Source organism: Halococcus sp. AFM35 (assembly GCF_051195015.1).
GTDB lineage: Archaea > Halobacteriota > Halobacteria > Halobacteriales > Halococcaceae > Halococcus.
This window is the reverse complement of record NZ_JBNTJU010000008.1, coordinates 56,319-73,218: the sequence shown is the minus strand read 5'-3', so window position 1 is coordinate 73,218 and position 16,900 is coordinate 56,319. Positions and strand designations below refer to the sequence as shown.

General features: G+C 63.7%; 15 protein-coding genes. 6 read left to right on the top strand and 9 right to left on the bottom strand.

Annotated features, from left to right (window positions below; genetic code table 11):
• Window positions 1-114: 114 nt before the first annotated feature.
• From fer to ACQUQO_RS08500, 3 genes are all read left to right on the top strand, one after another.
• Complete coding sequence (gene fer, locus ACQUQO_RS08510) at window positions 115-504, top strand: ferredoxin Fer (RefSeq protein WP_049997910.1); 390 nt, start codon at window positions 115-117, stop codon at window positions 502-504.
• A gap of 329 nt (window positions 505-833) precedes the next feature.
• Window positions 834-1,529 carry an SDR family NAD(P)-dependent oxidoreductase gene (locus tag ACQUQO_RS08505; protein ID WP_435077552.1) on the top strand — a complete coding sequence of 232 codons (696 nt, stop codon included), beginning with the start codon at window positions 834-836 and terminating at the stop codon, window positions 1,527-1,529.
• Between the two features lie 3 nt (window positions 1,530-1,532).
• Window positions 1,533-2,660, top strand: coding sequence for a phospholipase D-like domain-containing protein (locus ACQUQO_RS08500; RefSeq protein WP_435077551.1), 1,128 nt, complete (start codon window positions 1,533-1,535; stop codon window positions 2,658-2,660).
• A 5-nt stretch (window positions 2,661-2,665) separates the two neighbouring features.
• Here ACQUQO_RS08500 and ACQUQO_RS08495 read toward each other — a convergent pair whose 3' ends face one another.
• Complete coding sequence (locus ACQUQO_RS08495) at window positions 2,666-3,766, bottom strand: aminopeptidase (protein WP_435077550.1); 1,101 nt, start codon at window positions 3,764-3,766, stop codon at window positions 2,666-2,668.
• A gap of 54 nt (window positions 3,767-3,820) precedes the next feature.
• A complete protein-coding gene (locus tag ACQUQO_RS08490; RefSeq protein WP_435077549.1) occupies window positions 3,821-4,912 on the bottom strand; it encodes an aminopeptidase in 1,092 nt (363 codons plus the stop codon).
• 93 nt (window positions 4,913-5,005) lie between these two features.
• Here ACQUQO_RS08490 and ACQUQO_RS08485 point away from each other — a divergent pair, with 93 nt between their 5' ends.
• Window positions 5,006-5,338: a DUF5783 family protein gene (locus ACQUQO_RS08485; RefSeq protein ID WP_435077548.1), complete on the top strand. Its 333-nt coding sequence runs from the start codon at window positions 5,006-5,008 to the stop codon at window positions 5,336-5,338.
• A 25-nt stretch (window positions 5,339-5,363) separates the two neighbouring features.
• Window positions 5,364-5,729: a NifU family protein gene (locus ACQUQO_RS08480; RefSeq protein ID WP_435077547.1), complete on the top strand. Its 366-nt coding sequence runs from the start codon at window positions 5,364-5,366 to the stop codon at window positions 5,727-5,729.
• A 13-nt stretch (window positions 5,730-5,742) separates the two neighbouring features.
• On the opposite strand, the gene ACQUQO_RS08475 is transcribed toward ACQUQO_RS08480, so the two are convergent.
• Complete coding sequence (locus tag ACQUQO_RS08475; RefSeq protein WP_435077546.1) at window positions 5,743-7,455, bottom strand: cation:proton antiporter; 1,713 nt, start codon at window positions 7,453-7,455, stop codon at window positions 5,743-5,745.
• A 108-nt stretch (window positions 7,456-7,563) separates the two neighbouring features.
• Between ACQUQO_RS08475 and ACQUQO_RS08470 the strand changes: the two genes are divergently transcribed.
• The gene (locus ACQUQO_RS08470; protein WP_435077545.1) at window positions 7,564-9,030 is read left to right on the top strand and encodes a sulfatase; all 1,467 of its coding nucleotides are present in this window, start codon (window positions 7,564-7,566) and stop codon (window positions 9,028-9,030) included.
• On the opposite strand, the gene ACQUQO_RS08465 is transcribed toward ACQUQO_RS08470, so the two are convergent.
• The 6 genes from ACQUQO_RS08465 to ACQUQO_RS08440 form a co-directional block, all read right to left on the bottom strand.
• Entirely contained in the window at window positions 9,018-9,899 is an 882-nt protein-coding gene (locus ACQUQO_RS08465; RefSeq protein ID WP_435077544.1) for a ketopantoate reductase family protein, read from the bottom strand. The two genes, ACQUQO_RS08470 and ACQUQO_RS08465, sit on opposite strands and share 13 nt — an antisense overlap.
• A gap of 1 nt (window position 9,900) precedes the next feature.
• On the bottom strand, window positions 9,901-10,191 hold the full coding sequence (locus ACQUQO_RS08460; RefSeq protein ID WP_435077543.1) for a DUF7130 family rubredoxin-like protein: 291 nt from the start codon (window positions 10,189-10,191) through the stop codon (window positions 9,901-9,903).
• A gap of 60 nt (window positions 10,192-10,251) precedes the next feature.
• Window positions 10,252-10,452, bottom strand: coding sequence for a helix-turn-helix domain-containing protein (locus ACQUQO_RS08455; protein WP_435077542.1), 201 nt, complete (start codon window positions 10,450-10,452; stop codon window positions 10,252-10,254).
• Entirely contained in the window at window positions 10,439-10,897 is a 459-nt protein-coding gene (locus ACQUQO_RS08450; RefSeq protein ID WP_435077541.1) for a GAF domain-containing protein, read from the bottom strand. The genes ACQUQO_RS08455 and ACQUQO_RS08450 overlap by 14 nt, the downstream gene beginning before the upstream one ends.
• Before the next feature lie 465 nt (window positions 10,898-11,362).
• Window positions 11,363-16,339 carry a DNA polymerase II large subunit gene (polC, locus tag ACQUQO_RS08445; protein ID WP_435077540.1) on the bottom strand — a complete coding sequence of 1,659 codons (4,977 nt, stop codon included), beginning with the start codon at window positions 16,337-16,339 and terminating at the stop codon, window positions 11,363-11,365.
• Window positions 16,339-16,815, bottom strand: a complete 477-nt coding sequence (locus ACQUQO_RS08440) for a PPC domain-containing DNA-binding protein (RefSeq protein ID WP_435077539.1) — start codon at window positions 16,813-16,815, stop codon at window positions 16,339-16,341. The genes polC and ACQUQO_RS08440 overlap by 1 nt, the downstream gene beginning before the upstream one ends.
• Window positions 16,816-16,900: the final 85 nt, after the last annotated feature.

Sequence of the window (16,900 nt, the reverse complement as noted above, 5' to 3'; positions counted from 1 at the left end):
CTCGCGCCCTTCGGCCCTACCCTATCCCGTTTTCGGGTTTCTCACCGTCTTTCGAGCGGGTTCTGTGGCTCCGAAACAGCAACATCTAACAAGCCGGGGCGAGAACGGCGAGTGATGCCCACAGTAGAATACGTCAACTACGAAGTGTTCGACGACCAGGGATGGGAGATCGACGACGACGACCTCTTCGAGAAGGCCGAAGACGCCGGTCTCGGCGAGGAGGACTACGGCTCGCTCGACGTCAACGAATCGGAGTACATCCTCGAAGCCGCCGAGGCACAGGGCTACGACTGGCCGTTCTCCTGTCGCGCCGGTGCGTGTGCGAACTGCGCCGCCATCGTCAAGGAGGGCGAAATCGACATGGACATGCAGCAGATCCTCTCCGACGAGGAAGTCGAGGACCGCAACGTGCGCCTGACCTGTATCGGGTCGCCCGCCGCCGACACCGTGAAGATCGTCTACAACGCCAAACACCTCGATTACCTCCAGAACCGCGTCATCTAGGAAACCCCACTTTTTTACACGGAGTCCTCGTTCGCGCCTTCGGCGCTCACTCGAACCCCGTCCAAAAACCTGGACTAAAAACTCCCGCTCACTCGCTACGCTCGTTCGCGGCGAACCGCGCTCGCTGCACTCGCGCGGACACCATCCGCCACCGCACAGCACCACAGAAGCCCTCGCTCCCTCACTCCGTTCGGTCGCTCGCCCTTCATCCACCAGGAACCGCGACCACCATCGCAGCCGCACAGCGGCCGCACCGCCATACCGTCCCGCAACCGCCGCAGCACCGGTGACCACCGAACGGTTTTGTCGCTGCGTGGCGAGAGTGGGATATGACACGAACGGCCGTCATCGCGGGCGTCGGTCCCGGACTGGGTGCATCGATAGCACGGAAGTTCGTCGCAGAGGGCTGTGCGGTCGGCCTGTTCGCGCGCTCGTCGGAGTTCATCGACGACCTCGCCGACGAACTGAACGGGGATGGCGAGGCGCTCGCGGTCGAGACCGACATCACCGATGCTGAACAGGTTGCAGCCGGCTTCGAGGAGGTGCGCGAGGCGTTCGGTCCCGTCGACGTACTCGTCAATCACGCAAGCGGCGGTGCATGGAAGCAGTTGATGGACCTCTCCGGCGATGAATTCGAGCAGGCAGTGGCGGTCGGAACCCACGGCGGATTTTACTGCTCGCAAGAAGCCGTTGCGGATATGCTCGACAACGGCGGCGGCACGGTAATTTTCACCGGCGCAACTTCTTCAGTGCGGGGCAACGAGGGCGCGCTCGCCTTTTCGGCTGGGAAGTTCGCGGTTCGAGGAATGGCCGAGTCGATGGCCCGTGACCTCGGCCCGAAGGGCATTCACGTCGCCCACGTCGTCATCGACGGCGGCATCCGTCCACCGAATCGGGAGGTCCAAAACCCCGACGACTACCTCGACCCCGACGCCATCGCCGGGAGCTATTGGCACCTCGTCGAACAGGACGAGAGCGCGTGGACACTCGAACTCGACCTCCGCCCGTACACCGAGGAGTTCTGATGGATGTCGGAACTCATCCACCACACCGACGAAAGCGCCGACGGTGGCGTATCGCCGTTCGATACTGTGATTCGAGAAATCGTCGCCGGCGAGGACGTACTGCTTGCGTCACCGTACATCACGCTCGACTATCTCGAAGGTCTCGTCAACGATACAGCGTCGTGGCGGCTGTTGACCGACATGGAGGCGTGGCTCGATAGCTGTCCGGCGAGCGAGCGCGAAACCATCAGCGAGTTCGTCGCGCACAATCACGGGCGAATACGCGACGTTCGCAATCTCCACGCGAAGGCGGTCATTGGCGAGACCGGTGCGCTCGTCGGTTCCGCGAATCTCACACGAACTGGGCTGGGACGACGGGACGAACTCGGCGTTCGGTTCGACGAAGCCGAGCGAATCGCGGAGCTACGCGAGTGGTTCGAGGGATTGTGGAACGAAAGTTCGCGGGCGAAACTCGACGCCATCGACGAGCGCATCAGAACTTCTTCGCCAGTATCGAGCAGCGCGAAGAGTAGCGGTCCAACGTCGATATCATCGGACTCACGGAGAGTCAACGCCTCGCTCACGAAGAGCGAAGATACGACTCAACGAACGGTGGCTGCTGACACGGAGAACGAAGACGCACATCGAAGACTCATAAAACGAGTCGGAAAAGCACCGAACAGGGGTTGGATAAACCAACATTTCGATTTGTTTGAGGAACTACTGTCCGTCACGGGACTTACCGAAGACGATCCGATATTAGTCGCTTCGATTCCCAAGAGCGGTGGCATCCACATCACAATCAATAACCGCTACGTCCTGACGATGATGCGACCGACCCGCTCTCAAACGAGTTTCATTCTCAGCGACGATACTGAGGATTTGGACGAACTCATTTCGCAGACGACCAAACACGAACGATTCTCGGATACGAACGATGAACCATCACCACATCTTCTCGCGTTCGGTGATGGGCTAGAGCGGATAACCAACCCATCGTTCAAACGGGGCTGGCTCAAGGCGATACTCAGCGAAGTGGAAAACAGCGCCGAGAAAGCACGGTGGCGGAGCAAACACGAACCCGTTGTGTACCGGGCGGCTATCAATCACGATTATAGAGAGCGAGTCCTTGCCGAGGCGTTCGGTAAGTAGCGACCTCAGCCTTCGAAGCCGTCTTCGAACCGGAAGGTGCCGTTGCGCTGGACGACCTCGCCATCGACCTCGATTTTCGAGTCCTCGCCCATGTCGACTATCATATCGACGTGTTGGGCGCTCTGGTTCTGTTCGTTGTCCTCGCCGACGTTGTCCTCGTAGGCACGGCCGACGGCCATGTGGACCGTATCGCCCATCTTCTCGTCGAACAACATGTTGTAGGTGAAGCGGTCGATGTCCCTATTCATCCCGATGCCCAACTCGCCGAGCCGGCGCGCGCCGTCGTCGGTGTCGAGAATCGTCGTCAGGAGGTCTTCGTTCTTGTCGGCCTCGTGGGAGACGACCTCGCCCTCCTCGAAGGTGAGCCGCACGTCGGTGATCTCCCGCCCGCGGCGATAGACGGGTTTGTCGAAGTGGACTGCGCCCGAAACGGAGTCGGGGACGGGTGCGGTGAAGACCTCGCCGCCGGGCAGGTTGTGGCTGTCGGTGTCGTTGATGGTGTTGTTGCCCGCAATCGACATCGTGACGTCGGTGGTGTCGCCGCTGACGATGCGGACCTTCTCGGCGGGGTCGAGAACCTCGACCATCTGTGACTGAAATTCGGCCTGTTCGTCCCAGTCCTTGAGGATGGCGTCGTAGACGAAGTTCTCGTATCCTTCGGTACTCATCTCGGCGAGCTGGGCGTTCGCCGGCGTGGGATGTTGGGTGAGCGTCCAGCGGTCGCCGAGGCGCTCTTCGAGGATGGGGCCGTGGGCCTTCTCGTAGGCCGAATTCACGTCCGGGTCCACGTCGCCGAGTTCGGTGACGTTCTCGTGAGCGCGGATGATGGCGTGGCAGTCGGCGGCCTCGACGAGCGCGCGCTGGTGGGCGGGCGTCTCGAACTCCACCCCTGCCTCGTCGGCGGCGTTGAGGTACGCACGCACCGCCCGGCCACTGCGATTCGTTCGGATTGCGAGGGGGTGGGCACCGCGCTCGCCGGCGACCTCGTAGAGGGCGGTCACGAGGTCGTCTGCCGGCGGCTCGGATTTGATGAGGAAGTCGTCGCCCGCCGCGAGGTCGACGGCGTCGGCAATCAACTGGGCGTGCTCGCGGACTCGTGGGTCCATGTCTCATCGAATCATGGACTCTCCAAACCAGTTTCGGAACGCAATTCTTGCCTGCTACCTCTCGAATCCGTCTTCGAACACGAAGGTACCATTTCGCTGGACGACCTCATCATCGACCTCGATGAACGAGTCCTCCGCCATATCGACGATCATGTCCATGTGGAGTGCGCTGTCGTTCCTTTCCCTGTTCTCGCCGACGGTCCCTTCGTAGGCCATGCCGAGCGCCATGTGAACGGTATCGCCCATCTTCTCATCAAATAGCATGTTGTAGGTGAAGCGGTCGATGGCGCGGTTCATCCCGATACCCAGTTCACCGACTCGACTCGTGCCGTCGTCGGTGTCGAGCACAGCAGAGAGAACGTTCTCGTTCTTCTCGGCGCGGTGCTCGACCACTTCGCCGTCCTCGAAGCGGAGATAGATGCCTTCGACCTCGCGGCCCTGTTGAATGCGGGGTTTGTCGAACAGTACCTCGCCCTCCACGCTGTCGGGCACGGGTGCAGTGAACACCTCGCCACCCGGCAAGTTGAGTTCGCCATAATCGTTCACAGCGGCCATTCCTTCGACGGACATCGTGATGTCGGTCGTGTTGCCAGAGACGAGACGAACTTCGCTTGCGGGGTCGAGAATCTCGACCAGCTGGTCCTGATGCTCGCGCTGTTCGTCCCAGTCCTTCAGGATAGCATCGTAGACGAAATCCTCGTAGGCTTCGGTACTCATCTCGGCGTTCTGTGCGTCGCCGGGTGTGGGAAACTGCGTACCACACGCGCGCTTTTCTATGATTTCGTCAGAGAACGGCTGGAACGCTTTTCGGTAGGCGACGTCCGTTTCCGGGTCAACGTCACTGGATTCATGAGTGTTCGTTGGCCCATTGATATCGATGACAACGTCGGCTTCCTCGACGAGTGCCATCAGGTGGCTCGGGAGTTCGAAGTCTGCGGGGTCGCTTGCACGCTTGAACGCCCGCATGGCGCGACTGCTATTCATGACCGTTGAGGGATTCGCACCGCGTTTGCCCAACAGTTCGTGGAGCGCGACGGCGAGGTCTTCCGCGACGGCCGGAGCGTGAATCATGACGCTGTCGTCCGACTCGACGTTCGTCGAATGGTCAACGATGACTTCGGCGTGCTCGCGGATACGTGGGTCCATGACTTCCATCCGCAGACGCCTCGCAAACCGCTTTCGACCCCAATTGGTCCCGCACACCGCCCCGCTTTAGTCCCTGCCGCACGTTCCCAGTTCATGACCGAGTTCAGCCCCGAGCAGTTCGAGGACAAGTACGCGAACTACTTCCCCGAACTCCAGACTGCCTACCGCAACGCCTTCGAGTCGATGAGCGAGCGCTACGACTCCGAACTCATCCACGCCATCGACCAGCAGGTACTCAACGAGAGCGAGCCGTTCTACGACGAGGACGGCTTCCGTATCGAACTGCCCGAGAACCCCCACGAGCGCCTGTCCGGGACCGTGGTCGGCGAGGAGAAGTTCGAGGGCGTGCTCGCCGAATACGTCGAGACGCTCGAGGGGGAACTCCGAAACGTCTTCGACCTCGACGAGGGGAGTCCAAAGGTCTAAGAAGCGTGCTGCCCTACCCGGAGACATGAGTACCGAGACCCAAAGCGGTGACGACGACCTGCGCGAGGAAATCTCGAACTTCCTGCGCCGGAACTTCCCGCAGATTCAGATGCACGGCGGCAGCGCCGCGATTCAGGACCTCGACCGCGAGTCGGGCGAAGTGACTGTGTCCCTCGGTGGGGCCTGTTCGGGCTGTGGCATCTCGCCGATGACCATCCAGGCCATCAAGAGCCGGATGGTCAAGGAGATTCCCGAAATCAATCAGGTCCACGCCAACACCGGCATGGACGGCGGCGGGGCGGGCGACGCCGGCTTCGGTGGCGGCGGCATGAGTCCCTCCTTCCCCGGCGAGACGACCGATGACGACGAAGGCCCGCAGGCCCCGTTCTAAGTAGCGCTCTTTGTCAGTCGTCCGCGCCCTCGCCCTCCGGTTCGATGTCGAGACCGAACTCCGCAGCTTGCGTCCGCCAGAACTCCTCGTAGGCCTCCTCGCTCTCGTCGACGGTGCTCATTCCGTCGTCGACGCGGTCGAGTTTCAGGTCGACTTCCTCCAGGAGACGGTCGCCGATGTCGCCGCTGATGACGCCGTTTTGGACCGCGTCCTGAATGGCGCTCTTCTCGCGCTGGAGCAGGCGGCGCTCGCCGATGAGCAACTCCTCGCGGCGGAGGTCGGGGTTCTCCCGCATGAGCTGTGAGATGGCTTCGCGGAGGTCGTCGCGTTCGTCCTCGTACTCCGTGGTGAAGTCCTCGTAGACGTCGGCGGGGATGTCCCCGCGGCTGTGGAGACGGTCGGCGGCGTCGAGGGCGGCGTCGGTGGCGCGTTCGCGGCCGCTGAGCAGTTCGTAGAGCTTCTGGTCGTCCGAGCGCGTGACGATTCCCAATCCGTTGAGCAGACGCGACATCGAGAGTCCCTGGACGACGAGACTGAACGCGGCGACGCCGAAGACCATCGCTCGGAGTTGGACCCCGAGTTCGAAGCCGCGCGGGAGACCGAGCACGAGCGCGATGGGAATCGAGCCGTGCAGCCCGCCCCAGACCATGACGTGCTGGTAGTCGAAGGGCACGTCGGCGTTCGAGAGCCGGTTCGCAAGCCCCGTGAGCGGATAGACGACCACCGCGCGGGCGAGAATCACGAGGACGATGGCGACCGCGATGGGCACGGCGAACTCCCCGAGTCGGCGGATGGGCGTCGTCGCACCGATGGCGACGAAGATGAAGGTATTGACGATGAACGCCGCCGTTTCGAGGGTATTGAAGATCGACAGCTTCGTCTGGGGACTCATCGCGTACTCGACGCCGCGATTCCCGATGAACAGCCCCGCGACCACGGTGGCGATGACGCCCGAGACGTGGAGATAGTGCTCTGCTAGTAGGAAACTTCCGTAGGTCAAAATCAGCGTGAGGACGATCTCGGTCATGTGCTCGTCCAAGTTGACCATCACACGATAGACGGCGTAGCCCGCGAGCAGGCCGACAGTCAGCCCGCCGAGGCTTGACACGAGGATGTCCAACCCCGTGGAACCGATTCGAGAGAGCGTGAGCAGCTCTGAAACGGGTGTGCCGGTCCGTCTGGCCTGCTCGACGAGCGCCAACAGCGCGGAGAAGACGACGACGCCGACCCCGTCGTTCAGGAGGCTCTCCCCCTCGACCAGCGTCGAGAGCCGCTCCGGTGCGCCGAGTTCGTCGAACAGCGCGAGCACGCTCACCGGGTCCGTGGGGAGGATCATCGCCGCGAACAGCAGCGAGACCAACAGTGGAAAACCGAAGGCGAACTGGCCGACGAATCCGAGGGCGAGCACCGACAGGATGAGCCCGGGCACTGCGAGCGTGAGAATCGGGACCAGATTGTTGCGGAAGGATTCGAGGTCGGTCGTCGCCGCGCCCTCGAACAGAAGCGGTGGCAAAAGTACGAGAAGGATGAGGTCGTGTGAGAGCCGGATATCGAACAGTCGAATCCCGAACAGCGCCTGGATGGCCGAGATGCCGAACCCGGCGAGCAGAAGCGCGATGGTGTAGGGAAAGCGGCCGACCTTGGCGACGAAGACGCCGACGCCCGCGGCGAGCATGAACACGACCAGCAAGTCGATTTCGAGCGCCGCGACCGTCTGGGCCAGCATGAAACGGAATATTTGATACGGTCGGTTAAGCGCCTCGCCTGCGATGGGCGACGACTACCGGCACGGGCGAACCGCGTGTATTTAGGTCCGTGGTAGCCACGGGTGCGTATGAGCGACACGCCCGCGCGGAACGTCCTGTTCGTGGTCATGGATACGGTCCGCAAGGACCATCTCTCCTGTTACGGCTACGAGCGCGAGACGACGCCCGGACTCGAAGCGTTCGCCGAGGAGGCCGCGGTCTACGAGCAGGCGGTCGCCCCGGCCCCGTGGACGCTCCCCTCACATGCCTCGATGTTCACCGGTCGCTACCCGGGCGAACACGACGCCACACAGGAGAACCCGTATCTCGAAGGCCATCCCACGCTCGCCCAGTCGCTCGAAGGCCATCGAAGCTCCTGCTACTCCTCGAACGCCTGGATAACCCCCTATACCCATCTCACCGACGGCTTCGACAGTCAGGACAACTTCTTCGAGGTGATGCCCGGCGACGTGCTCTCGGGACCGCTCGCGCGGGCGTGGAAGACGATGAACGACAACGAGCGCCTGCGGCAGGCCGCCGACTGGCTCGTCAACCTCGGCAACGAGATTCACGAGTACCTCGCCAGCGGCGAGGGGGCCGACTCGAAGACCCCGGCAGTAATCGACCGGACCATCGAGTTCATCGACAGCACGGAGGAACCGTACTTCTCGTTCATCAACCTGATGGATGCCCACCTCCCCTACCATCCGCCCGACGAACACAAGGAGTTGTTCGCGCCGGGCGTCGATTCGACACAGGTATGTCAGAATTCGAAGGAATACAACAGCGGGGCACGCGACATCGGTGAGGCCGAGTGGACATCGATTCGCGGCCTCTACGACGCCGAAATCCACCACGTCGACGCCCAACTCCACAGACTCTTCGAGTGGATGCGCGTCAACGACGAGTGGGAGGACACTTTGGTCGTCGTCTGTGCCGACCACGGCGAACTCCACGGCGAACACGGACTGTACGGCCACGAGTTCGCCGTCTACGACCCCATCGTGAACGTCCCGCTCATGGTCAAACATCCCGAACTGGACGCCGGTAGGTACGAAAAGCAGGTCGAACTCCAGGACCTCTACCACACGGTGCTCGACCACGCCGGGGCGGAGGGAAAGGGTCTCCCGCTCGATCCCGAGCGCTCGCTGCTCTCGGATGACTACCGCGCCTTCGACGGCGGCGAGAACGCCTTCGTCGAGTATCATCGACCTGTGGTCGAACTCAACCAGTTGGAGAACAAGGCCAGCGCCGCCGGCATCGACCTCGACGAGGATTCGCGGTTCTATTCGCGGATGCGCGCGGTCCGCCGGCCCGCTGGCAAGTACATCCACAACGAACGTATCGCCGACGAGGCCTATCGCCTCGACAGCGACCCCGACGAAATCGAGAACGTTCGCGGCGGCGAGGACCCGGTCATCGAAGACCTCGAAAGCGCCCTTCGGGAGTTCGAACGCGAGCGCGACGACTGGGGAGCCGTCGAGGGCGAGGAAGTGCTCTCGGAGATGGGCGACGACGCGAAACAGCGCCTCGAAGACTTGGGCTACATCGACTGACTCGACGACCGCCCGCGGACGAGCGCGGCGAGCGTGCGATTCACCGGCACCTGGCTCTCGGCACGCTCGACGACAGCGCCGTTGATGGCGTCGATTTCGGTTCGCCGCCCCTCCTGAAGGTCTTGAGCCATCGAGGAGGTGTTGTCGGCGGTCGCCGCGACCACTGATTCGAGCGCCGCGACGACCTCACGCCCGGTGAGGTCGATACCACGCCCGCGAGCGACGCGGGCGACTTCGCGGGCGGCCTCGCTGGCGACCTCGTGAAGCGGACCGTCGGCGAGTGCGCCATTGGAAACGCCGGCGAGGGCGGTCGTGGGGTTGATGCCGGCGTTGACGGCGAGCTTCCGCCAGAGCCGTTTCGGCATCCTCTCCGAGAGTTCGGTCTCGATGCCCGCCGTCCGGAGCGCCTCGACTGCCCGCTCTGCGGCCGCCGAGTGGCCGCCGTCGGTCGCACCGAGGGAAATCTCGCCGATGCCGGTACATTCGACCCGTCCGGGGGCGGCGAGCCGCGCGCCGTAGGTGCAGGTGCCGGCGAGTACTGTATCGAGGTATGTGTCAAGTGTTGCCTCGTTGCCGAGACCGTTCTGGAGCGAGCAGGTCACATCCGGACCACAGTCGGCGAGCGCGCGCCCGGCAGCGGGTGTATCGAAGGACTTCACGGTGACCAGCGCGAGGTCCGCGCGGTCGGGTACGGTGGTCCGGGCATCGGGCTGGGTCGTGCACTCGACGGCCCCTTCGACGGCGAGGCCCGACTCACGGACCGCCGCGATGTGTGGGTCGTGTCCGACTAACGTTACGCGGTGTTCGCGTGCGCACAGGCCGCCGACGAGGCTTCCCAAACTCCCCGCGCCGAAAATCACGACCTCCACGTCAGTCTTCGGTCCAGTAGTACAGTTCCTCTTTCGGCGCGTCGCAGGAGGGACAGATGTCGGGAATGCCGCCCTTGAGGTCGCCCATCTCGCCACAGTCGCCACAGCGCCACATCAACTCGGCCTCGCCGAGCGCGTGGCCCGCCCGCTCGTGTTCGACCGAGAGCGATTCCACTCCCTCGCGGGTCGTGACGAAGAAGCCGTCCGTGTCGAAGCCGCGAACCGTACCGACCTCCTCGCCCTCTTCGGTGTAGACTGTCGTGCCGACCCCGATGGGGTTCTCCTGGCTCATATGGATGGTTCGGCTCCTATCGTTATAAAATTCACCGCCCGACCCACGCCGCTTGCTCGGCTACGCGGAGCGCTCGCCCTCGCCGAACAGCTCCACGAGCGCGGCCGCATGCTCGTCGCCCGGCTGCTGGTCGCCGCGTTCCCACGCCGAAACCGCGACCGCCGTGGTTCCGAGATGGGCCGCAAGCTCCGTCTTGTTGAGGCCGCGAGCCTCGCGGCGGTCGCGGAGTTCCGCACCGAGTGGCGGGTTAGTCGGTGTCATGGGCGAGCACCCGTCCCCCGACGTCCATCAGTCGCTCACGCTCCTCGGACGAAAACTCGTACCGCTCCGGTTTGGCGATGCCAATCGTTCCGTCGAGCGTGCCGTCCTCCCGAATGATGGGGGCAGCAAGCGAGCCTTCCATTCCCGTCGCGCGCGCACCCTCTTCTGCGACGCCGGAATCGTCCGTCTGGAGGTTACACACGTCGACCGGCTCCCGCCGCTCGGCCGCTAACCCCGCCATCCCCTTCCCGATGGGAATCGTCTCGATTCGGGGGCGAACGGACTCGGGGATATCGACGGCTGCGACGAGCCGCAATTCGTCTCCGTCCCGCCGATGAAGGGTCCCCGACGTGCAGTCGAACGCCGCGATGACATCTCGGAGGGCTTCTGTTGTTTCCTCACCGGGCTTCGGCTCTACGGGTGGCGGTGTCGGTTCCTCACTCATCGTTGTTGGGGAGCTAGTACCGCGGTGAGTCGCTTAAATCTGCGGAAGTCGTGGAAATCCCCACTCCTACCCACAAAGCATTTGTCCACCGTGGAACGTCGCCAGCTATGAACCGCCGTCGATTCCTCGGTGTGGGTGCTGCTCTCCTCGGAAGCGAGTGTCTCGGAAGTGGTGGTAACGACGCCCGGAACGCTCCCACCGACTCGGGAAACGCTTCGGCCGATGGTTCCACAGCAGTCACAGCGGTAGCCACAGAACAGGCATCCTCGTCGACTTCGATGGTCGCCTCGGCCAACACTACCGACGCAACCGAACCCACTGCCCGTTGCAGGAAAACAGCTGTTACGAAGGGAACCGCCATTTACGAGGGGACAACAGGTCCGCAGTATTGTGACGATGCGGAACGAACGGCAGAAACACGAACCCAGTGAAACGGATGGGTCGCTCCGACCGCGACCGGCTCGATTACATGAAGTCGGCGATTCCTGATTGTTTGTTTTTGTCATTCTCGAAGACGCTTTCGAGGGTGCGTTCGAGGACTTCGAGGCGCTGTTTGGTGTAATCGCGGGTGCCGTACTCCTCGGCGACGCGCGTCGCGGTGCCGATGTACTTCTTCACCGACCCCTCGTGCACAGTCAAGTTCACGTCGCCGCCACACTCCCGACACTCCCCGGTGAGCGGCATCCGACGGTATTTGGTGCCGCAGTCGAGACACCGGGTCTCCTGGCGGGAGAAGGCTCTGAGGTTCCCGATGAGATCAGGCAAAAAGTGGTACTCGATGATGCGCTCGGCGACGTCGGTCTCGTCCACGGCTCGAAGCTTTCTGGCGAGTTCGAGCTGGGCGTCCATCTTCTCGGTCATCGACCCCAACGTCTTGTACGCCGACAGCGACGGCCCGAGCGCGAGATTGGACGTGTCGTGGGTGTGGCCGAAGCCCGAATACTCGGTTTCGGTACCGACGCTTTCCTCGGCGAGTTCGATGTCCACGCTTCCGGGGTCGGCCATTTCGAGGGTTGCCTCGTAGAACTCGCGCGGATAGGATTCCACGACGTCCATGTTGTGGGCCTCGTCGTCGATCTCGGCCGGGTCGATGCGCGAGGACATCACGAGGGGGGCGTCCATCCGCCCGCCGCGCTTGTCCGGCAGGTAGGCCTTCGAGAAGTTCAACAGCCCGTCCATCAACAGCATCACACAGTCTTCATCCCCGTCGCATTGGCCCGAAAAGAGGTCGTTTGCGACCAGTCTGTTCGTGCCCGTAACGGTGAGCGAGTAGGTGTGTTCGACGGCGGATTCGACGATGTCGGCCCGAACGACCTCGTCGAGCCAGATGTCCGCGCTGCCGCCGTCGCCGAACAGCCGCTGTGGACGAACGTCGACCGAATCGAGCACGGTCGATAGCGTTCTGGATTTTCGGTCGAGATGGAATCCGATTTCCTCGGCGAATCGGACGGTGTTCTCGGAGGTTATCTTACAGGTCCACGAGCGATACTCCGGCACCGGCCCGTCGTGAAACTCCGCGACGGCTCCCATCGAGGGGACACGGCACTCCTCGTAGGTTTTGGCCGCGATACCGAAGCGCTTCAGCGCGGCGACGAGGTCGCGCTTCAACTCGTCGCTGACGGTCGTCGCACGAATCTCGATACGGTTGCTCGACACGCTCCCGTCGCCGCTGAAGTACGCGGCCAGAAACGCCCGGAGCTGTGGGGCCGGTGCGTTCATCATGCAGCCGGGAACCCGTTTCGTCTCGGCGCGGGTGCCGGCATCGAGAACGTCGGCGAAAAGCGCCGCGACGAGACGGCTCGACGCCGTCACCTTCCACTCGTTTTCCTCATAGGCTACGATTCCGAGCGCTTCCTCGAAAGCGTCGATGACGTCCCGGCGTGCGGTGTCGTCGGGCGTACAGATCGTCGTCTGATAGAAATTTCTCGCCTCACGGCGCGTGAACCCCTCGGCTGCGTAGTAGCCGAGCAGTGTCGCAAATTCTTCGTTGATTTCGAGCGTTCGCGCGACCGAAGCGCCGTCGCGTTTCACCGAGAGCGAGACGTCGGTCGGCAGGCAGTCGAGCAGTACCGATTCGCCGAGGAGGTCGACCAGCACGGCTGCCGGAACGCTGTCGCGGCCGACCCAGTTGTAGACGGTCGAATCGCTGCAATCGAGTGTTTCCGCGGTGGGCTTGAGGTAGTCCGGTCCACGTGTCGACTCGTCGAGGAGTGATTTGAGGCGCTCGGAGCCAATACCTCGAACCATCAGTTCGTCGTTCGGTATCGTATCGGTGGCAAGAAACGCTTCGAGGAGGTCGATGGTTGTCGCGTCGCCGTCGCACTCGATTCGCTTCGGCGACGGAATCGAGTCGCCGACGGCGAGGTCGCGCGCGTCGATATCCTCGATGCCGCCGCTCCACCGCACCATCGAGTGCCCCGGCGTCACGGTCAGTTCGCGCCCGCTCCGGGTCTCGATTTCGATCAAATGGTCCGGTGCGGGATGTTTCGAGACTGCCTCAACCGGCTTTCGTACCCGATTTCCGTCTGCGTCGATGGAGGGAACGCAGACCTCGCCGTCGAGTTCTTCGACGAGCGTGCCGAAATCGTCCTCGCGGGGGTCGTCCAACCGCTCCTCGACGAGCGCCGAAACCCGGCCGTATCGCCAGCCATCCCCGTCCTCGAACCAGACTTTCGTTTCCGGGTGGAAGCAGTTGCGCCGTTTCGAGGCGTGGAAGTACGGATGCGCGTAGCCGACGGCGGCGCTCGTGAACCCCACCACGCGGCCGACGACCGCCGCCGAGGTGTGCGGGGCCATCCCGAAGACCAGTTCACCCACCAAATCGTCGCGGTCGTCGAGTTCGTAGAACGAGTCCGTTCCATAGTAACTTTCGAGCAGGTCGTCGACGAAGTCGGCCGTCCTGAGCATATGCTCGGCCGCGCCGTTCGAGAGCACGACGTCCTGGACCTTGAGTTCGACCAGCTGGTCGTCGTGGCGCAGCGGGTCGCCCTCGATGTCCTCGTGGTAGCCGAGCTCGCGAAAGCGCTCGACCGAGACGTCGAGTTCGGCGGGTCTGACGCTCGTCACAGGGAGGTCGGTCATGTCGTATCTGACTGTGCCATCCTTGAACGTCGAGACGCCGTGTTTCGCCCGGAGAACGCCTTTCTCCATCGGCTCCGGCGTTTTCAGCTCCGAGGTCAACCCCTTCACGCCCTTCATGATATCGAAGGCGCTCTCGCGCTCGCCGACCGCGCCCAGTGCGCTCCGGTACTCCTCGCGGACATCGACCGCCTGCCACTCGGTCGGACGCGCCACGTTTCCACAGTGGGGACACTCGGCGCGACCGGACTCGTCGGGTTCGACCGCGATTTCGCAGTCCGGACATTCGTAGCGCGGTTCGGTGACGCCACCACAGTCCGGACAGCGCGTCTCATAACTGCGCTCGCCACACTCGACACATTCCCGTCGGCCGACCTCCACTGGGACGACGCCGCGCTCGCCGCCCTCGTCGTGGACGTACTCGGCTGCCTCGCTCACGTCACGCTGGTTGCCGCCGGCCTCGCCGATGGGAAAGAGGGTGTGGACCGCTGGCGAGAGCTCGCGCGTCTCGGACTTTTCGGGCCGCCCCATCCGCCCGCCGATGCGCGTCGGCGCGCGCTCGCGGAGGGCGAAGGGTGCGACCTCTCGGACCGCTTCCATCGCGTTCGGCCACGCGCGCGCCTCTTCGGAGACGTCCGTCACCGTGCGGTCGAGCGACTCGTCGAAGCCAAGCGACCGGACGAACGGCTCGGGGTCGGGAACCCTCAGCGCGTCGCCGGCCTGCGAGTGGGGTATCAGGAGCGCTTCGAGCGCCTCGCGGACCTCTGGACGCGGTTCGAGCGCCAGCCTTCCATCCACGGACTCGCCGGACGCGACCGCCTCGCGGAGCGCCTCGAACTGCTCGACTGTGATGTCGTGCCAGCAGTAGGTGTAGTCGGGATGCAGCGGCGCGTCGTATTCCGTTGCCCACTCGATTGCTTCCTCGGAAGTTGGGTGTTCGAGGTCGACGTGCGTCGAGTCCGCGAGCGCGCGCACGTCCGCAGCGGTGGTTTCGAACTCCTGAATCCACCACTCGTCGGTGTAGGATGCCGGCGCGAGCGGATGGTTGTTCTCGACGAACTCACCGTAGTTGACGAGATACTCGCCCAAATCGAGGATCGCCTCGACTCCATTGCGGAGTTCGAGCGCCTCCTCGGGGTCGTCGATGCGCCGGACGTCGCCGTTGGCCAACCTCACGGTCGGACCCTCGATGGAGTCGACGGGCACGACCCCGGCGGCCTTGCCGGGACGTTCGGTCTTCAACTGAGTACCGGTCGCGAGGAAGTCGTCGACGAGGTGCATCGTCGCCGGATGAACACCGGCAGTCGCGAACCCGTGATTCCGGGCGCGGCCGTAGCGGAGCCGGAATCCGCCGGCCTCGCTCGGATGGCCGAAGACGGGTCGACCGGCGATGAGGTCCCGGAGGAACTTCGCCGAGGGGTCGGGCCGGAGCGGTCCCGCCGGCTTGGCGTTGGTCTCTTCGGCCGGCTCCTCCGCCTCGTCCTCATCGGCGGGTTCGTCGTCGGTCCCCTCGTCGGCAGCACCGTCGATGGTGCCCGCAATCAGGTCGTCGAGCCACGGCCAGTCGACCTCGTCCAACTCGCTGGTGTAGCGCTCGATTTTGGGCGCTTTCTGGGCGATGCCCTCGGCGAGCACCAGACACATCCCGCCGCGGGGATTGTTCGTCCCCACGCGTTCGAGGTCACGAAAGCCAGAGACCTCCTCTTGGCCCGTGGCCTCGCCGTCGAGCATCACGGGTGAGTGCCGGGCGATGAACTTCGTCTCGGCGTCCTTCGGCGAATACTGGAGACCGGTTTCCGAATCGTAGAGGTCGACTTCCTCGGCGTAGCGCTCGACCTCCTCGTCGCGGGGCTGGTATTCGGCGACGCCGAGCAGCGCGCGCGTGTAGTCGGCGACGAGCACCGAGAGGGCTTGGGCCGTCCCGCCCGCCGACCGAATCGGTCCCGCGTAGAACACGCGGACGAACTGCGTTCCATCGGGATTGTCCGCGAGTTCGACCCGGTCGATGCCCTCGATGGGCGCGGCGACCACGCCCTCCGTGAGCAGTGCGACCGCCGTCCTGACTGCGCCCTCGATGGTGCCGGCTTGGGTTTCGTAGTCGCCGACGCGTCCCTCCGCGAAGTCCGCCGCGAGTTCGAGGGCGGCCTCCTCGCGGCTCATCTCGCCCTCCAGCTCCCGCACGCGCTCGGCGACGCCCTCGATACCCAGAATGTTCTCCACGCGGTCGGCCATGTCCTTGGCGACCGGAATCTCGATGTCGGGGGTCGGGTCGCCGCCTCGCTCGCGCGCCTCCTCGGCGACCGCGAACGCCTCGTCGAGCTGTCCCTCGATTCTCTCGAAATAGCGTTCGTCGTCCGGCTCCATCACAGCGGCCAGAGGTCGAGGTCGGTCGTTTCGTCGTGCTCGCGTTCGAGATGGGTATCGAGTTCGCGGAGATAGACCTCACCGGCGAACACAGTCCCACTGTTCAGGTGGCCCGCCACGGTCGAGCCGTCCGCACGCGAGCAAACCGCGTGGGTGTGGGCGAACCGCTCGCCACCGTCGGACTCGCTGTACTCGTCCGACGAGCCATCCGAGCGTGGCTCGGAGACCGAGAGCCACGAGACGTTACCCACACAGGCGGCGACTTCGAGCGGTTCGTCGAACACCATCGAATCGTACTCCTTTCTCCCTTGGTCGTAGTAGAACAGCTCGACGTCCTGTACGGCTCCGAGCGCGACGAAAAAGCCCGCATCCACCCCCACGTCGGCGGCGAGCGCCTCGATTTCTTCGCGCCAGTCCGCGCCGTGGTCCATGCCGGCAACGAACTCGCGGCCCCCGTCGAGTTCCAGGTAGTCCATACCTATCCGCTCACGCGGCGGCGGCAAAAGTGTTCAGTTCGTCGTAGTACGAACCGGCCCGAGACGTCATCGTGACGAGCAGTTG